This window comes from Pseudomonas capeferrum (assembly GCF_000731675.1).
Classification (GTDB): Bacteria; Pseudomonadota; Gammaproteobacteria; order Pseudomonadales; family Pseudomonadaceae; genus Aquipseudomonas; species Aquipseudomonas capeferrum.
The window spans coordinates 656,611-673,550 of record NZ_JMIT01000003.1 but is presented as its reverse complement, the minus strand read 5'-3'; the positions used below and the strand labels follow the sequence as shown (position 1 = coordinate 673,550).

At 64.2% G+C, this 16,940-nt stretch carries 13 protein-coding genes; 6 read left to right on the top strand and 7 right to left on the bottom strand.

The window, feature by feature from the left end:
- Window positions 1-21: 21 nt before the first annotated feature.
- Window positions 22-5,124, bottom strand: a complete 5,103-nt coding sequence (locus PC358_RS20665) for a trifunctional serine/threonine-protein kinase/ATP-binding protein/sensor histidine kinase (RefSeq protein WP_033702236.1) — start codon at window positions 5,122-5,124, stop codon at window positions 22-24.
- Between the two features lie 245 nt (window positions 5,125-5,369).
- On the opposite strand from PC358_RS20665, the gene PC358_RS20660 reads away from it, so the two are divergent.
- Together PC358_RS20660 and PC358_RS20655 are read left to right on the top strand one after the other, a co-directional pair.
- Complete coding sequence (locus PC358_RS20660; protein ID WP_033702234.1) at window positions 5,370-6,362, top strand: response regulator; 993 nt, start codon at window positions 5,370-5,372, stop codon at window positions 6,360-6,362.
- A complete protein-coding gene (locus tag PC358_RS20655; RefSeq protein WP_077068701.1) occupies window positions 6,359-6,745 on the top strand; it encodes a response regulator transcription factor in 387 nt (128 codons plus the stop codon). The genes PC358_RS20660 and PC358_RS20655 overlap by 4 nt, the downstream gene beginning before the upstream one ends.
- Before the next feature lie 55 nt (window positions 6,746-6,800).
- On the opposite strand, the gene PC358_RS20650 is transcribed toward PC358_RS20655, so the two are convergent.
- A complete protein-coding gene (locus tag PC358_RS20650) occupies window positions 6,801-8,288 on the bottom strand; it encodes a YifB family Mg chelatase-like AAA ATPase (RefSeq protein ID WP_033702233.1) in 1,488 nt (495 codons plus the stop codon).
- Window positions 8,289-8,543: 255 nt separating this feature from the next.
- Between PC358_RS20650 and PC358_RS20645 the strand changes: the two genes are divergently transcribed.
- Window positions 8,544-10,571: a DUF4034 domain-containing protein gene (locus PC358_RS20645; protein ID WP_033702231.1), complete on the top strand. Its 2,028-nt coding sequence runs from the start codon at window positions 8,544-8,546 to the stop codon at window positions 10,569-10,571.
- 3 nt (window positions 10,572-10,574) lie between these two features.
- Here the strand turns inward: PC358_RS20645 and PC358_RS20640 are convergent, their stop codons facing one another.
- A complete protein-coding gene (locus PC358_RS20640) occupies window positions 10,575-10,835 on the bottom strand; it encodes an accessory factor UbiK family protein (protein WP_033702230.1) in 261 nt (86 codons plus the stop codon).
- Between the two features lie 384 nt (window positions 10,836-11,219).
- Here PC358_RS20640 and glnK point away from each other — a divergent pair, with 384 nt between their 5' ends.
- From glnK to sutA, 3 genes are all read left to right on the top strand, one after another.
- Window positions 11,220-11,558 carry a P-II family nitrogen regulator gene (glnK, locus tag PC358_RS20635; protein WP_002555808.1) on the top strand — a complete coding sequence of 113 codons (339 nt, stop codon included), beginning with the start codon at window positions 11,220-11,222 and terminating at the stop codon, window positions 11,556-11,558.
- Between the two features lie 47 nt (window positions 11,559-11,605).
- A complete protein-coding gene (locus PC358_RS20630) occupies window positions 11,606-12,937 on the top strand; it encodes an ammonium transporter (protein ID WP_033702228.1) in 1,332 nt (443 codons plus the stop codon).
- A 432-nt stretch (window positions 12,938-13,369) separates the two neighbouring features.
- Complete coding sequence (sutA, locus tag PC358_RS20625; RefSeq protein WP_033702226.1) at window positions 13,370-13,696, top strand: transcriptional regulator SutA; 327 nt, start codon at window positions 13,370-13,372, stop codon at window positions 13,694-13,696.
- A gap of 94 nt (window positions 13,697-13,790) precedes the next feature.
- Here the strand turns inward: sutA and PC358_RS20620 are convergent, their stop codons facing one another.
- Genes PC358_RS20620 through dapF form a run of 4 tightly spaced genes read right to left on the bottom strand, consistent with a single transcriptional unit; the run spans window position 13,791 to window position 16,936 of the window.
- Window positions 13,791-14,486 (bottom strand): HAD family hydrolase, encoded by a 696-nt coding sequence (locus PC358_RS20620; protein WP_033702224.1) that lies wholly within the window; start codon window positions 14,484-14,486, stop codon window positions 13,791-13,793.
- The gene (gene xerC, locus PC358_RS20615; RefSeq protein WP_033702222.1) at window positions 14,483-15,382 is read right to left on the bottom strand and encodes a tyrosine recombinase XerC; all 900 of its coding nucleotides are present in this window, start codon (window positions 15,380-15,382) and stop codon (window positions 14,483-14,485) included. The genes PC358_RS20620 and xerC overlap by 4 nt, the downstream gene beginning before the upstream one ends.
- Window positions 15,382-16,092 carry a DUF484 family protein gene (locus PC358_RS20610; protein ID WP_033702220.1) on the bottom strand — a complete coding sequence of 237 codons (711 nt, stop codon included), beginning with the start codon at window positions 16,090-16,092 and terminating at the stop codon, window positions 15,382-15,384. The genes xerC and PC358_RS20610 overlap by 1 nt, the downstream gene beginning before the upstream one ends.
- 13 nt (window positions 16,093-16,105) lie before the next feature.
- Window positions 16,106-16,936 carry a diaminopimelate epimerase gene (dapF, locus tag PC358_RS20605; RefSeq protein WP_033702218.1) on the bottom strand — a complete coding sequence of 277 codons (831 nt, stop codon included), beginning with the start codon at window positions 16,934-16,936 and terminating at the stop codon, window positions 16,106-16,108.
- Window positions 16,937-16,940 lie beyond the last annotated feature (4 nt).

Genomic DNA, 16,940 nt, shown 5'->3' with positions numbered 1-16,940 from the left:
CCGCACCAGGCTACACAGGCTTCAATCGCCTGCCCGAACCGGCACAGTTACCCGAATCCTGCACCCGCCCAGCTCTGACGCCTGCGCCTGCAGCTGCCCGCCATGGGCCTGAATCACCGAGCTGCATATCGCCAGCCCCATTCCCAGCCCACCGCTCTTGGTGGTGTAGAAGGCGCCAAACACGCGTTCCAGTTCCTCTGGCGCAATGCCCGGCCCATTGTCGTCGACACAGATCTCTACCTCGTCCTCGACAACGGCACAGGTGATCCGCAATACGCCGTCGTTGCGAAACCCCGCCAGTGCTTCCAGAGCGTTAGTGAGCAAGTTGTAGATCAACTGCTGCAACTGTACCGGGTCAGCCATCATGCTCGTCGCCGCTTGCAACCGGGTTTGCACGTTCACGCCGCATTTCAAGGCCTCCGAGGACGTCAGGCGCACCACTTCCAGGATCAGCGCATCAAGCTTCACCGCCTTGCACTGCATCGGCGACTGTTTGGCCAGCGAACGCAGCGCGCGAACGATGTTGGCCGCGCGCTCGCTGTCTCTGCGGATATCCTCCAGGCCATCGATGGCTTCCTGCAGGTCGGGCTGGTCGCGTTTCAGCCAGCGAAGGCTGGCCGAGGCATTGGCGGCGATACCCAGCAGCGGCTGGCTGATCTCGTGGGCGATAGAGGCCGACAACTCGTTCATCACCTGCAGGTGCGCACTGCGCGCAAGCTCTGCCCGTGAGCGACGCAGCTCGGCTTCCATCTGCGCACGGCTTTGATTGTCTTCGGCCAGGCGGGTATAGAACTTGGCGGTTTGCAGCGACACTGCAGCCTGCGAAGCGAGGATCTCGAGCATGGCCAGGCGCTGCTTGCCAAACAAATTGGGCACCAGGCGGTTTTCCAGGTAGACCAGGCCGATAAGCACGCCTTGCAGCAGCAGCGGAAGGCACAGCACCGAGCGGGCGTTGCGCGCGTGCAGTTCCTGGCGGAAGGCTTCCGGGCAGTCGCACTGGGCATCGTTGAGCACCAGTGGCTTCTTGGTGCGCAGGGTGGCGTTGATGATCGACAGCGGGGCCTGGGTCATGAACTTCTGGCAGTTGTCCATGCGCACTTGTAAACCGGCGTCGTCGATGTAGGCCAGCGCAGCCATCTGGAACTCGGCGCCGCTGACGATCAGCAAGGCGCCGTGATCGGCACCGGAGTGCTGGGTCAGGTGCCCCATCAGGGTTTCGATCAGGCCCTCCAGCAGCACTTCTTCGGACAATGCGCGCGCGGCCTCGAGGCCGACTTCCAAGTCCAGCCGGGCCTGGCTGGCAGAGCGGTAGGTCTCCTGCACGGGCTGAGTGCGCAGGAAGGGGTGCAGGGTTTCGAGCTGGCGTACCTTGCCCGTGGCGCCCCAGATGTGGAAGCAGTCGCGGGCTATACGCAGGTGCAGGTTGGCACCGGAGATCAACCCGCTGGGGATGCACACTTCGGCCAGTTGCTCGTGGGCGAGGGCCTGCTCATGGATGAACCCGGCGGCCGTAGCTGCGATCTGGGCCTGGTCGAAGCAGCGGATGGCGGATAGGCCGTCACCGCTGAGCTTGGCAATCACACCCTCGATCAGCAGCAGCTTGCTGCGGAAGGTGACCGGGTTGAAGCCCGACCATGCCGCGAAGCGTTCGCGCAGTTCGTGCAGTGCGGCCAATTTGCCCATCGCGGTGCCGGGGGCCTCTGGGCTGCCCAGGGTCAGGCCGCAGAACAGGTGGTAGTCGGCCAGGTTGATGTGGGCGGGGGCGGCCCAGGCATGGCTGCCGGCGCTGGCAAGTTGGCGTACAGCCTGTTTGATGTCGCCCAGGTAGAAGGCCGACATGCCAGTGAAGAGGTGCTTGAAGAACAGTGTTGTGCAGGATTTTATGGCGTGTACGGTGGCGTCGGCAGGCGCTTCGCACGCCGACCGCGAGGCAAGGCCGCTCCTGCCGCCGCTGCCGATCATGGCGGCGACGAATGCCTGCTGGGCCAGGAGGATATGTTCGACATCGCTGTAGCCGTAGCCGCGAACGGTGAGCAAACCTTGCGCCACTTCGCCGCCGACTTCCTGCAAATGGTGGCCCATGAACAGCGAGTCGGAAACCAGATGATTGCGGGCATAGCAGGCCATCGCCAGGTCGCCGCTCAGGCGCGTCGAGTCGAGCGCCTCCAGTGCCGTGCGTCGGGCGTACTCCATGGGGGCGGTCCAGGCGCTGACCTGGTCCAGGGCAAGCAGGGCGCTGGTCAGGTCCGCCTCGAAAGCGTGCCGTTCGATCAGCTTGAGCGCCGCCAGGCAGTAGGCATGGCCATCGTGGTAGGCGCCAAAGCGTTCGGCAGCCATCACACCGAACCAGGCCAGACCATAGGTGCTGCCAGGGGCCACGCCGTGCAGCAACGACAGCTCCATGATCTTGGCAAGGTGCAGAAAACAGATATCGTCCTTGACGAAAAACGATGACGACAGAGTCGCCAGCAACGCGATCGCCACGGCCACTTCTTCCGAGTCGGTTTTGGGCAGCGACTCTAGGCAGTGCTGACCCTTGTCTTCGATCAGGGCATGCACGCGGCCATAGGCGGCCTCGACCAGATCGGGGTTGGAACCCTGTACCAGCGTGACGCCCAGCAGCTCAAGGCCACTGATGGCGCAGGCGATGGCCGTCGGGTAATCCGAGCGCAGGGTATGTAAGCGGGCCTCAAGCTTGCAGACACGCGCCTTGTCCAAAGCCGATTGCGCACGCAGGTGGCATTCGCGGATGCGGGCTTCGGCCTGCGGCATCCGCGACAATTGCATGTCGCACTCCGCCGCCAGGCAGGCGATGGCAAGCGCATGGGTTGCCTGGGTGCCAGGTGCAGCGCTCAGGCGCAACAGTTCGTCGGCGGCATGCAGGTAGCCGGCCGTCTGCTCGTAGGCGGCGCTGTCACGCGCCCTCAGCGCAGCTTCTTGCAGTAGCAGCACAAACACCTCGCAGTCGCAGGCCTCGAATGCTCGCGGGCTGGCCCGTTGTACCTGGTTGGCGATCTCGAACACGGCCTCGTGCAGCGTCGCCTGCCAGGCTTCGCGCATGGCGTGGGCAATGTGCGCATGCAAGGCCGGCCGCTCTCGTGAGGGCGTGAGTGCGTAGGCGGCTTGCAGTACGCGATCATGGGAAAACCTCAGGCCCTTTTGCCCCGGCAGCAGGAAACCTGCGGCAATCAAGGCTTTGAGCTGTTCGGCCAGGTGCGTGGCGGGCAGTGGCAGCATGCTGCGCAGCAGTGGCTCATCGCATCGGCCACCCGCCGCGCTGGCCACGCGCAGCACATCGCGCTGGGCCGAGGGCAGGCGCGCCAGGCGATGGACCATCAGGTCGGCGACGTTGTCGGCATAGCGGTGTTGCGCCACCGCCGACAGTGACCAGGACCAGCGCATGGTCTGGGTGTCGAAGGTGAACAAGCGGTCCTCGACCATCGCCCCGAGGATCTGGTGAATGAAGAACGGGTTGCCAGCGGTCTTGGCGTGCACCAGCTCGGCGAGTTGCAGCGCGGCCTCAGGTGCGGCGTGGTAGCGTTCGCCGATCATCTCCATCACCGCGCCGACAGTAAGGGGGCGAAGGTCGAGCGTGGTGCTGCGGATGGACACAGGGGGCACACAGGGCTTGCTGTCGGGTGCTGCGTCGCTGCGCCGGGCGAAAATCAGCAGCAGGTTGCCGGGCGCTTGCTCAAGCAGTTCGTCCAGCAGGTGCTGCGTGGCGTCGTCGGCCCATTGCATGTCATCGAAAAACAGTGCCAATGGGCGCCCGGGGCGGCTGAACACCTGCAGGAACTCGACCACGGCGCGCAGTTCTTTTTGCAGTGCCAGCCGCGTGGGTTTGTCGGGGAGCTCGGCCGTGGGGCCGATCACCAGCTTGAGGTCCGGGGCCAACTTGCCGAGCAGCCGGCCACGGCCTTTGATGCGCCGCAGAATTTCACGGCGTAGCAGCTCCAGGTCATCACTGTTCTTGGCCAGCAGTTGGGTGGTCAGTGACCCGAGGATTTCGATCCAGGGCCCGTAGGGCACCGCTCGCTCCAGGCTGTTGCACGTGCCGCTGGCCCAGTATCCCTCGGCGCTGCCCTTGAGTGCCGCCTGAACCAGGCTCGACTTGCCCATGCCCGTGGCGCCTTTGATGAACAGGGCCTGGGATGTGCTGTCCCGGCGCAGTGCCTTGAGCAGCAGGGTGATGACCTTCTGCTCGGCAGAGCGGCCATAGAGGCGGTCGTGGCTGGGGGAAAGGGGGTCGGCGCTGCCGGGTTGGAAATCTGCGATGGCCTGGCCCGCACGCCACTGCCGCTGACAATGGCCAAGGTCGACCGCCAGCGCGCGGGCAGTCTGGTAGCGGGCATCGGGCTCTTTGGCCAGGGCCTTGGCGAGGATGCGGCTGAGCGGCTGCGGTACCCGGTTGTCGACGTCGATGGCCGCCCGCGGTTGAACGCCGGCATGCAGCTGGCGCCAGTGCGGTTTGTCGCGCCCGGCCAGCGGCAGCTCGCCCAGCAACAGCTGGTACAGGATGGCGCCGAGCGCATAGATATCGCTGCGTTGATCGCAGCTGGAGCCGTGTGGGCAGATCTGTTCCGGTGCCAGGTAGCTCCAGGTGCCGAGGGGGGTGCCTGGTTCGCTGATCAACGCCGGCACATCGGCGCTGAAACAGCCAAGCCTGACCCGATGCGCGTGTTGCACGCAGATGTGCGCGGGCTGCAAGGCACCGTGCAGAACATTGCTTTCGTGTGCCAGCGCCAGTGCCGAGGCGGCGTTGACGGCGATGTCGAGGAAGCTGGGGAGCGCTGCGGGGCCTTGGGCAATCAGGTCGGCGACCGAGCGGCCCGCCGGATAGACCAGCAGCGGCCCTTCGGCCGAACGCAGATAGGCCGAGGGGATCACCGCCCACTGTGGGTCGAGGCGCAGACGATAAGCGCGCTCCAGGTGCTGGCAGGCAGCAGGCGACTCAAGGGGCGCGCGTACGGCGAGCCACGACTGACCTGTGCCGGGGTCACGCAGGCGGAAGTAGGTCAGATCACCTTCCTGCCCCAGGCGCGTGATGTCGCACCGGTTCAACCAGCCCTCGTCGATCGACGGGTCATAATCGATGGGCCTGCAAGCGAGGCGTTCATCGAGCATCAAGCACCCCCTGCTAACGACATCCAAGGGCGCGAGTATACGCAGCGAGCACCGTGCGCATGCCCGGGCCAGACGGCTTGGCAGGAACGGGAACCATCTTGACCGTTATCGCCCCCTCGGCTGCGGCGGGTGCTTGTATAGTCCAAGGGCCGACCTATCCCTCGGGATAATTGTATGAATGTGGACGGTGGCCTAGATTGCATGGGGCTGCGCAACCGCCCGGACCCGTGAGATTCGAGACGACCATGATCCGATTTGGCAATGCCCAGGTGTCGCTGGAGCGACGAGAAGCGTTTCTCGACGGCAAGCCGATTACGTTGGGCGGGCGCGCCTTCGAAGTGCTGGCGACGCTGATTCGCGCCAAAGGCCGGGTGGTCGGCAAGGACGAGCTGTTCAGCCAGGTCTGGGCCGGCACCGTGGTCGAGGACAACAACCTGCAGGTGCAGATCTCTTTGTTGCGCAAGGCGTTTGGCGACCGCGGCCTGATCCAGACCGTGCCTCGCCGGGGCTATCGGCTGGCGGCTGAAGTCGCGCTCGACCTACCGGCGAAGGACATTGGGCGCGCGTTGCGACCTGTCGACCTCGATACCGCTGACGCAGCGGGTGACTGCTCGGCCGTGCCCGTGCTGGTGGTAGATGACGACCCTTCGGTGCTCAATGCCCTGGGCCGGCTGTTGCGCTCGCACGGCATTTTGCATCGGCTGTACGCCTCGGCTGAGGCGCTGCTTGAAGCCGATTCGCACGTGCCCTGTGCCTGCTTGTTGCTGGACATGAACCTGCCTGAGGCCAGTGGGCTGGAGCTGCAGGCGATATTACGTCGGCTCGACCTGCCATGGCCGGTCGTGTTCATGACCGGCCACGGCACCATCCCCATGACTGTTCAGGCCATGCGTGCAGGTGCGGTGGAGTTTCTGACCAAGCCTTTTGATGAAGCGCAGTTGCTGGCATTGCTGACGGCACTGCGTGCCCGCGCGCTGGCGGCCGGGCGCACGTGGCGGCATGCTCGGCAGGTTCGGGAGAAGTACGGGCGGCTCACGCAACGCGAGCGCCAGGTGTTCGCGCTGGTGGTCAGCGGGTTGTCGCACAAACAGATTGCCAAGGAGATCGGCACCAGCGAGGTGACGACCAAGGTGCACAAGAAGAACATCATGAACAAGTTGCAGTCCCGCTCGCTGGTCGAACTGGTGGCCATGCACAACGTGCTAGAGGCGCGTGTCGAGGGCCAGGGCGCCGCATGAAGCCACAGGGGGCAAACGACAGGGTGTGGGTGTGCATCGTCGATGACGATGCGTCTGTACGTAAAAGCCTGGCCAACCTGCTGCGGGCGACAGGCTTTGGGGCACTGCTGTTCGGGTCGGGCGAAGAGTTTCTGGCCTCGACGCTGGCGCGTGACGCCGGGTGCGCGTTGCTCGATCTGAGGATGCCCGGGCTGACTGGGCTGGAAGTGCTGCGTGAGCTGGCACACCTGGGCTGGCGTTTGCCGGTGATCTGCATGTCGGCGCATTGGGATGATACGACGCTAGAAGCGTCGCTGCGCCAGGGGGCGGTCGCCTACCTGGCCAAACCGTTTTCCGAAGAGGCGTTGCTGGCGGCGGTACAGGCCGCAATGACCGACCTGTAGGAGCGGCCTTGCGTCGCAATGGGCCGCAAAGCGGCCCCCAAAACCCAAGCCCGTGTCAGCTACCAGGCCGATACTGCAACGCCTCGCCCAGATGCCCTCGGGCAATCGACGCCACGCCCTCCAGGTCCGCCAGCGTGCGCGCCACTTTCAGCAGCCGATGGGCAGCGCGCAATGACAAGTTCAATCGCTCGCAGGCAGTCTCCAGCCAAGCCTGGTCGGCCGCCTCCAGCAGGCAATGGCTGCGCAAACCGTTGAGGTCGAGAAACGCATTGGCGCACCCTTGCCGACGTTGCTGCAGGTCGCGCGCCTCGGCCACCCGCTCGGCGACCGCAGCGCTGGTGTCGCCGCTGGGTTGGTTGTTCAGCGTGGTGGTTTCGCGCGCCACGGTCAGGTGCAGGTCAATGCGGTCCAGCAGCGGCCCCGACAGCTTGTTGCGATAACGCTGGACCTGGTCGGTGCTGCAGCGGCAGCGGCCGCTCGGGTCGCCGAGGTAGCCGCAAGGGCAGGGGTTCATCGCCGCCACCAGCTGAAAACGCGCCGGGAAGCGCACTTTGTCCCGCGCCCTGGCAATCACGATCTCGCCGGACTCGAGCGGTTCGCGCAGTACCTCCAGCACGCGCCGCTCGAATTCCGGCAACTCATCGAGAAACAGCACACCATGATGAGCCAGGGTGATTTCGCCCGGCTGTGGCCGGCTGCTGCCGCCCACCAGTGCAGGGCCTGAGGCCGAGTGGTGCGGGTGGCGGAAAGGGCGCTGTGGCCAGCTGTTCAGCGGCGCATGGCCGCTGACCGACTGAATGGCCGCCACCTCCAGCGCCTCGCGCTCGTCCAGCGGCGGCAACAGCCCTGGCAAGCGGCTGGCGAGCAAGGTCTTGCCAGTGCCGGGCGGGCCGGTGAACAACAGGTTGTGCGCCCCGGCTGCGGCCAGCAGCAATGCACGCTTGGCCGCCACCTGGCCCTGTACCTCGCTGAGGTCGGGGTAGGGCCGGCTGTTCAATACCAGGCCATTGGCGGCATAGGGCGCTAACGGTACCTGGCCGTTCAGGTGGGCGACCAGTTCCAGCAGGTGCCCGATGGCATACACCACCAGCCCACCTGCAAGGCTGGCTTCTTCGGCGTTTTCGCGTGGTACCACCAATGCCCGACCCGCATCCCTTGCCGCCAGCGCCGCCGGCAACACGCCCTGCACAGGGCGCAGTTGCCCGGACAGCGCCAGCTCGCCCAGGCACTCGATGTCGCAGAGGGGGGCCACCGGGACCTGGCCACTGGCGGCCAGAATGCCCAGGGCAATGGCCAGGTCATAGCGCCCGCCATCCTTGGGCAGGTCGGCGGGCGCCAGGTTCTGGGTGATGCGCCTTGCCGGGTAGTCCAGGCCTGAGTTGACGATGGCACTGCGCACCCGGTCTTTGCTTTCCTTGACCGTGGTTTCGGGCAGGCCGACCAGGGTGAGGTGGGGGAGCCCGTTGGCCAGGTGGGTTTCGACGCTGACCGCCGGTGCCTGCACGCCTACCTGGGCGCGGCTGTGGACGAGGGCAAGTGACATGGACGCTCCGTTGTCGCTGAAAAGGGCCGCTTCCTGCGGCTTGGGCAAGGTTAGCGGGCAAAGTGGCAATCAGCGCAAGAAGTGTGCGTCCTGGTTTTTCAGGTCAGGGTTTTCTCCTGATTTTTCATACAATCTGACAAAAATGGATCCAATAACTTTGCGCAGATCCAGGGTATGGCTTAGTGTTGAAAGGCTACTGCGCTTGCCATGGGATGGCAGCGCCGCTTCCCACAAATGGACTTGAGGTATTGCTCCGTGCAAACGCTCACTCGCACTCGCCAGGCAATCCGAGAACTGGTGCAGGCCAGTGCATTCGTTGAACTCAACCGCTACTTCGACATCCTCGAAGCGCGCTGGCGACAGTCGCCACCCGGCGAGTTTCCTGCCTACCTGGAGGCCGTTGAAGGGCACATGCTGGTCGATTGGGACTGCCAGGGCGACAAGGCCCTGACGCAGGTTCTAAAGGCCTGGATCGACGCCTGCCCCAAGGCCTACCACCCTCAGGTGGTGATGGGCTTGCATTGTTTCAGTCGCGCCTGCGATATCCACGACAGTGCCAATGCCGAGCCCCTCAGTGCCGAGCAGCAGTTGGCGGCCGAGCAGGTTTGCGAGCTCGGCGCCGCGCACCTGTTGCGTGCCATGGGGCGCTCGGCGCAGCCGGTGGCGGCGGCCATCGGCATGCTGCGGCTCAGCGCTCAGTTTGCCGAGCCAGGTTGGTTGCGCGAACTGTTCGACGGCCAGCCGGCACGCTTCAGCCCGAGCGCTCACGCGGATGTGGAGGTGCAGGAGGCTGCGGCGCCGCTGCTGGTGAAATACGGCCTGCTACCCCTGGCCCAAGTGCCACAGACCTTGCCGGCGTGCCTGGGCAAACGTGCCGTGCATGGGCGAGAAGCCGCGCAGCACTATTGGCTGCAGCATGCGCTGGGTGCTTTCCCCGGCTGTTTTGAAGCGATTCAGGCGCATGCCATCTACCTGCTGCCCCGTTGGGGCGGCAGTTACGCGGTAATCGACGGATTGGCTGGTGGCATGCTGTGTGAAGGATGGCGAGAGGAGCAGCGCAATGCGCTGCGCTGGCTGGCTATCGAGGACCAGCTCGAACTGCCGCATGCCGGCCAGGTGCAGTCGATCGCTGCCTGGCAGCAGGTGTTCAAGGGGTGGTCGCTGCGTGCGCTCAGGCCTAGGGAGCGCGCCACCTTGCTGGCATGGCGTGGTGCCTTGCGTGGTTGTGCCCTGCAGGACTACACGGGCGCGCTGCGCGATTTTGCCGTCTGTGTGAACCTTTACCCTGACCTGGGCTTTGTCCCGAGTATCGGCCAGCCCTTTCGTAGTTTTGTCTGCCTCATGCTGTTCCACGGCATGGACGATGACCAGCAGGCATTTCGTAGCGCGATCGAGCGGCTGTGCGAGAGCGGTTCGCACCCGGCTGCCTGTGCGCTGCGGGCGGTGGGGCATGCGTTTGGGCGCTGGGGGTTTGCATGTTCGCCTGAGCAGGCACGTATTTGGTCGCAGCGTGCGGTGAAGCGGCAACTTGGCCGCCAGCGGCCGGATTTCGATGTGCTCGAAGTGCCACGTCTGCTCTGGTCTGCCAACCAGCAAGAGGCCGCCTATTTCCTTTATGAACGCTGTGCCGATCTGAGCCTGCCAGAGGCTGCGCTGAGCCTTCATCACCTGCATCGCGGTGCACTGGCCAACACCCCTGGGCACTACCTGGACGCGGATGCGGCCGAATACTGGCTGCTGCGCGCGGTGCAGGCTGGCTGCAAGGTGGCCAAATACACCTTGGCATGCCGGCGTATGCAAAGTGCCGAAGCCTTGAGCGACCGAAGTGCCATGCTGGCAGTGAGGCGGCTATTGAACGATGCGTTGGGCAGTGCGCAGACCGCTGCCGGTGCGCGGCTGCAACTGGGTATTCTGCTGCGGCAGTTTGGCGAGCCGCAGGAGCAGGCCGAGGCCGTCGACTACTTGCTTGGCCTGGTCGAGCACCCGGACGATTGGATTGCCGCCCGTGCCAGCGCAGAGCTGGGGCTGGCCTGGATGCAGGGGCATGGCACACGCAAGCAAAGCCGCTTCGCGGCCATCGAGTGGATCAACCGCGCAGTGGCGTTGCAGCCGGCGGACAACGACATCGAGCATATCCAGGCCGAGATACTCAACTCGCACAACCGGGTGAAAACACTGTTCACCTTGTGCGGTGCCGCTTTGTTTCGGGGGACGCTGCATGCCAGCGAGTTGCCGCCTAAATCGGGCAACCCGGGCGAAGGGCGATTGCAGGCATCGGCCTGAACCTTATGCCTGAGGTGGCGCCATCCGTGCTTCCAGCTCGGCGACCTGTTTCTCCAGGGCTTCCAGGCGAGCGCGGGTGCGGGCGAGGACGACCATCTGGCTGTCGAATTCTTCGCGGCTGACCAGGTCCAGCTTGCTGAAGGCGCCCTGCATCAGCACCTTGAACTGGCTTTCGAGTTCGGCGCGAGGCTGGGCGGTATCGCTGCTGAAAAGGCGCGAGGCCTGGTCGCTCAGGGCGTCGAGGAGGGCTTTGGGCGCGAGCATGTTCGGCTGTCCACTGAATCTGAAAAATGACCCGCAGTGTAGCACGCAGCAAAACACTGTTTTGAGGGCAGGAGCGGGTGAGCCTTGCACATTTTTCGAGCAAGACGCCGACGGGTAGCGCACCGAAATCGTGCATCTTTTTGATGCTGGCGACTGGCCAACGCCGACGCCTTCAAGCAACTCACTGTTTTCTGGTGGTTTAGTGGAACTGGCAAGGTTTCTGCAAAGACCTGTACGAGCCATGCACTGATGCAGTTCCTTGTGACCAGGCAGTGCGCACGCGGAGCCGGATGCCGACGACGCGTTACAAAGCCAACCGCTGCGCTTAGACTTGAGACGGGTTTGTTTTCCTGGGGCAAGTCCACCAAATCGGGAGAGAGTTTCATGAAGCTAGTCACAGCCATCATCAAGCCGTTCAAGCTGGACGACGTGCGCGAGTCGCTGTCGGAAATCGGCGTGCAGGGCATCACCGTCACTGAAGTCAAAGGCTTCGGTCGGCAGAAGGGCCACACCGAGTTGTATCGCGGTGCTGAATACGTGGTCGACTTCCTGCCCAAGGTGAAGATCGACGTCGCCATCGACGACAAGGACCTTGATCGGGTGATCGAAGCCATCACCAAGGCTGCCAACACCGGCAAGATCGGTGACGGCAAGATCTTCGTGGTGAATCTGGAGCAGGCGATCCGCATCCGTACCGGCGAAACCGATACCGACGCGATCTAAGTAACAAAAAAAGCCTCACCAAACCCAACGCCCCAGGAGAAAACAACATGACTCTGCGTAAGATCGCAGGGCTAGGAGCCCTATTGTCCCTCGTAATGCCCGGGCTTGCCCTGGCAGAGGAAGCTGCCCCAGCGCTGAACTCCGGCGACACTGCCTGGATGTTGACCGCTACGGCGCTGGTGCTGTTCATGACCATCCCGGGCCTGGCCCTGTTCTATGGCGGTATGGTGCGTTCCAAGAACGTGCTCTCGGTGATGATGCAGTGCTTCGCGATCACCGGTCTGATGAGCATTCTCTGGGTCGTCTACGGCTACAGCATGGCCTTCGATACCACGGGTATGGAAAAGGGCGTGCTCAACTTCAATTCCTTCGTCGGTGGCTTCTCCAAGGCGTTTCTCAGCGGTGTCACCCCCGACAGCCTCACTTCGGCCACCGCGCTGTTCCCTGAGGCGGTGTTCATCACCTTCCAGATGACCTTCGCCATCATTACCCCGGCGCTGATCGTCGGTGCCTTCGCCGAGCGCATGAAGTTCTCCGCGATGCTGGTGTTCATGGGCATCTGGTTCACCCTGGTGTATGCGCCGATCGCGCACATGGTCTGGAGCGGTGATGGCGCGCTGATGTGGGACTGGGGCGTGCTGGACTTCGCTGGCGGCACCGTGGTGCACATCAACGCCGGTATCGCGGGCCTGGTGTGCTGCCTGGTACTGGGCAAGCGCAAGGGCTACCCGACCACGCCGATGGCCCCGCACAACCTGGGCTACACCCTGATGGGCGCGGCAATGCTGTGGATCGGTTGGTTCGGCTTCAACGCCGGTTCCGCCGCCGCTGCCAACGGCACTGCCGGCATGGCCATGCTGGTGACCCAGATCGCCACCGCTGCTGCGGCGCTGGGCTGGATGTTCGCCGAGTGGATCGGCCACGGCAAACCGAGTGCCCTGGGCATCGCCTCGGGTGTGGTCGCCGGTCTGGTCGCCATCACCCCGGCTGCCGGTACCGTGGGCCCGATGGGCGCCCTGGTGATTGGCTTGGCGTCTGGCGTGATCTGCTACTTCTGCGCCACCACCCTCAAGCGCAAGCTGGGCTATGACGACTCGCTGGACGCCTTCGGCGTGCACGGCATCGGCGGTATCGTCGGCGCCATCCTGACCGGTGTGTTCGCAGCACCAGCCCTGGGCGGTTTCGGCGCTGTGACCGATATCGGCATGCAGGTCTGGATCCAGGCCAAGGGCGTGATTTTCACCGTGGTCTACACCGCCATCGTTACCTACGTGATTCTCAAGGTACTGGACGTGGTGATGGGGCTGCGGGTCAACGAAGAAGAAGAGTCGGTCGGCCTCGACCTGGCTCAGCACAACGAACGCGGCTACAACCTGTAACTGCGACGCTGGAAAATCTTGCCCGGTTCGCCGGGCATTTTTTCGCCTGATTTTTGCCTTTTCCCGCACAGCAAACGGTTTATCCGCCACGTTCGCGACGCAGGCGGAAAACTTACAAGATGATGGGCGTTTATGGCGCTTTGCTTTTTCTACGGGCGCGCTAGAATGCGCGCCGAAGGGTGTTGGACATGCAGTCCGCAGGCGCCCCCAGCCTTTGCTAGGCTTGCCATTAGCGCGTGGCCAGCAGATGGCTCAAGGATTTCGTCAGGCCCTGCCAGGAGCAGGGCCTGCAGGGTACAAACCCTCCCATCAGGAGGTGCATGCCCAAGGCAGTGGCCAACCCACGGCCAGTTGAATTTTCACTGGTGGCTGCCGGTCTACGGCTGCACTGGTCTATAACTAACCTGCTTTTCGCAAGTCATGAGGTAGAACATGAGCGACGATGATCTGGAAAACGACGACCTCGAAGTAGGCGATGATGATGAGGCTGATGAGGGTCTGGAAGCTGCGGCTGATGACGTAGCGGAAGACTCCGGCGAAGACGATAGCCCCGCGCCCACTGCCAAAGGCAAGTCCAAGGCCGCTGTCTCGGTAGACGAGATGCCGAGCTTGGAAGCCAAGCAGAAGGAGCGTGATGCCCTGGCCAAAGCGATGGAAGAATTCCTTTCGCGCGGTGGCAAGGTGCAGGAAGTGGAGGCCAACGTGGTCGCCGATCCGCCCAAGAAGCCGGACAACAAATACGGCAGCCGCCCTATCTGAGTGGTTGCATGCAAAAAAGCCCGCCGTCGCTGCGGGCTTTTTTGTGCGCCATGAATGCGGTCTTGTAGGAGCGGCGTTGAGAAGGTATCGGCTGTCAGCGCCAGCGTGCTATCACTTCAGGCAGTTGCGAGAGGCGCTGAATCTCTGCATCCGGCGCCCGCTCACCGGCCCAGGGCTTGCCTTGCGGGTTGAACCATACGGCACGCAACCCGGCACGCTGGGCGCCGGCGATGTCGTCGCCAGGGTGGTCACCCACATGCACCGCCGCGCCGGCCTCGACCTCGCCACGTTTCAGCGCCTCGAGGAACGGCGCCGGGTCCGGCTTGCCGATCCCCAGGTCCTCGGCGCACAGGGCGAAGCGGAAGTAGTCCGCCAGGCCCAGGCGGCTCACATCGGCATTGCCGTTGGTGACCACGCCCAGGGTGTATTGATGGCGCAGGATTTCCAGCACAGGCTGCACTTCAGGGAAAATTTCCACCTGGTGCCGGGCATGCAGGAACACTTCAAAGCCTTCGTTGGCAAGCGCCTGGGCGTGCTTTTCGCTGTAACCGACCTCTTCCAGGGCATGGCACAGCACCCGCCTACGCAAGGCGCTGATACGGTGCTTGAGGCCCGGTTCGGCCTGCACCAGGCGCTCGCGGAGGGTGAACAGGTGCTCGACCGGTACGCCGCCCAGGATCGGTGCGTTGGCTTCGAGCCAGTCGCGCAGGACGACTTCAGCGCTGGCAATGACCGGCGCGGTGTCCCACAAGGTGTCATCGAGGTCGAAGGTGATCAGCTTGATGCTCATGAGTCTGTGCCTTTGCTGCGTTTGGCCCGAGGGTGGGCGCTGTCGTACACCGCGGCCAGGTGCTGGAAGTCCAGGTGGGTGTAGATCTGCGTGGTGCTGATGTCGGCATGGCCGAGCATCTCCTGCACCGCTCGCAGGTCCTGGGACGATTCCAGCACATGGCTGGCGAAGGAATGGCGAAGCATGTGCGGGTGCAGGTGCTGGCCCAGCTCGCGCTCGCCGGCCGCCTTCACGCGCATCTGGATGGCCCGCGGGCTCAGGCGATTGCCCTGGCGGGTAATGAACACGGCGCTGTCGCGCGGGCCGCCGATGCCTCGCAGGCGCAACCAGGCCTGCAGCGCCTCGCGTGCCTTGCGCCCGACCGGCAGCACGCGTGCCTTGCCGCCCTTGCCAAGCACCTGCACCAGCCCGGCGGCGAGGTCGAGGTATTCGAGGTCCAGGCCGGTCAGCTCGGACAGGCGCAGGCCTGATGAATAGAACAGTTCGAGGATGGCCTGGTCGCGCCGGGCAATGAAGTCGTCGTCGACACCGCCGTCGAGCAGTTGCAGGGCACGGTCGGTATCCAGCGTCTTGGGCAGGCGCCGTTCGCCTTTGGGCGCAGACAGGCCGTTGGCCGGGTCGTGCTGGCACAGCCCTTCACGGTTCAGGTAACGGTACAGCCCGCGTACCGCTGAAAGCAGGCGCGCCAGGCTGCGCGAGGACTGCCCCTGATGGTGCTGACGGGCGATCAGTTGGCGCAATTGCTGGATTTGCAACGCTTGCCAGCCGGCAATGCCGTGTTCGTTGCAATACGCGACGACCTTGTCGAGGTCGCGGCGATAGGCCAGCAGGGTGTGTTCGGACACCTGGCGCTCATTGCGCAGGTGCGCGCAATAAGCTTCCAGCTGGCGGTCCATCAGCGCACCTGGCGCAGGGTCTGGGTCACGCGTGGGACGACGCGGCCGAGCACTTCGGCAATGTAGCCGAGGAACAGCGTGCCGACGCTGCTCTTGTAGTGCTGCGGGTCGCGGCTGCCGATTGCCAGTACACCGTGCAGCCCTTGATATTCGAGTGCTGCAACAGCACTGGAGCCGACCTCGCGTCGCTCTTCTTCACCAAACAGGAAGGCCAGTTCGTGTTCGCGCAGGTTACCGCTGACGGTCTTGCCGCCCCCCAGCAGGCCACCGATGGCCTGGTGTGCCTCGGCATTGCTGACCCAGCGGCCCACCGGAGCGACGTTATCGCCGAACAAGATCAGGCTGACGAAGGGCACCTGAAACTCCTGGCGCAGGCTGTCTTCGACCGCCATCACCACTTCTTCCAGGCTGCCGGCATCGAGCAGGTCGAGGATCAGCCGGCGGGTCTTGTCGAACAGCCGGTCGTTGTCACGCGCCACGTCCATCAGTTGCGACAGGCGATGGCGCATCTCGATGTTGCGATCGCGCAGCAGCTTGAGCTGACGCTCCACCAGCGACACGCTGTCGCCGCGCTGGTGGGGGATGCGCTGCTCGACCAGCAACTCGTCGTGTTCGGCGAAGAAGGTCGGGTGGGCACGCAGGTACGCGACCACCGCCTCGGCATCGAGGTCACTGGATTGCTGGGGTACAACCTTGGGCTGATCGGTCATGGCGGTTACTCACTTAGAGACGAACCTGTCCTTCGTAGACGCGTACGGCCGGGCCGGTCATCAGCACGGGCTTGCCGGGACCGGCCCATTCGATGTGCAGGCGGCCACCCGGCAGGTCAAGGCTGACCGGTGAGTCCATCCAGCCCTGGCTGATAGCCGCCACGGCCGCGGCGCAGGCGCCGGTGCCGCAGGCCTGGGTTTCGCCCGCGCCGCGTTCCCAGACCCGCAGGTTGGCACGGTGACGGTCGATGACCTGGATGAAACCAGCGTTGACCCGCTGCGGGAAGCGCGGATGGTTTTCGATCTTCGGGCCCAGTGCGTGCACGGGCGCAGTATGTACGTCATCGACACGCAGCACGGCATGTGGGTTGCCCATGGACACTGCGGCGATCGAATAGACCTCGCCGTCGACTTCCAGTGGGTAACTCAATGCCTGCTCGTCGGCGACGAAGGGGATTTCGGCCGGCACCAGGCGCGGAGGGCCCATGTCGACACTCACCTGGCCGTCGTTCTGCACGTCCAGCTCGATGATGCCGCTTTTGGTTTCCACGCGGATGCGTTTTTTCGCGGTCAGGCGTTTGTCCAGCACGAAGCGGGCGAAGCAGCGCGCGCCGTTGCCGCACTGCTCGACCTCGGAGCCGTCGGCGTTGAAAATCCGGTAGCGGAAGTCCACTTCCGGATTGTTCGGCGCCTCGACGATCAGCAACTGGTCGAAACCGATGCCGGTATGGCGGTCGCCCCATTGCTTGGCATGCTTGGGCTGGATATGTGCGTGCTGGCTGACCAGGTCGAGGACCATGAAGTCATTGCCCAGCCCATGCATCTTGGTGAAACGCAGCAGCATGGGC

Coding starts and splice junctions, on each gene's coding strand:
- PC358_RS20640 (WP_033702230.1), bottom strand. CDS start 10,835: ATGCTCGCGCCCAAAGCCCTCCTCGACGCCCTGAGCGACCAGGCCTCG.
- PC358_RS20655 (WP_077068701.1), top strand. CDS start 6,359: ATGAAGCCACAGGGGGCAAACGACAGGGTGTGGGTGTGCATCGTCGAT.
- PC358_RS20610 (WP_033702220.1), bottom strand. CDS start 16,092: ATGACCGATCAGCCCAAGGTTGTACCCCAGCAATCCAGTGACCTCGAT.
- PC358_RS20620 (WP_033702224.1), bottom strand. CDS start 14,486: ATGAGCATCAAGCTGATCACCTTCGACCTCGATGACACCTTGTGGGAC.
- PC358_RS20630 (WP_033702228.1), top strand. CDS start 11,606: ATGACTCTGCGTAAGATCGCAGGGCTAGGAGCCCTATTGTCCCTCGTA.
- PC358_RS20660 (WP_033702234.1), top strand. CDS start 5,370: ATGATCCGATTTGGCAATGCCCAGGTGTCGCTGGAGCGACGAGAAGCG.
- dapF (WP_033702218.1), bottom strand. CDS start 16,936: ATGCTGCTGCGTTTCACCAAGATGCATGGGCTGGGCAATGACTTCATG.
- PC358_RS20665 (WP_033702236.1), bottom strand. CDS start 5,124: ATGCTCGATGAACGCCTCGCTTGCAGGCCCATCGATTATGACCCGTCG.
- glnK (WP_002555808.1), top strand. CDS start 11,220: ATGAAGCTAGTCACAGCCATCATCAAGCCGTTCAAGCTGGACGACGTG.
- sutA (WP_033702226.1), top strand. CDS start 13,370: ATGAGCGACGATGATCTGGAAAACGACGACCTCGAAGTAGGCGATGAT.
- PC358_RS20650 (WP_033702233.1), bottom strand. CDS start 8,288: ATGTCACTTGCCCTCGTCCACAGCCGCGCCCAGGTAGGCGTGCAGGCA.
- xerC (WP_033702222.1), bottom strand. CDS start 15,382: ATGGACCGCCAGCTGGAAGCTTATTGCGCGCACCTGCGCAATGAGCGC.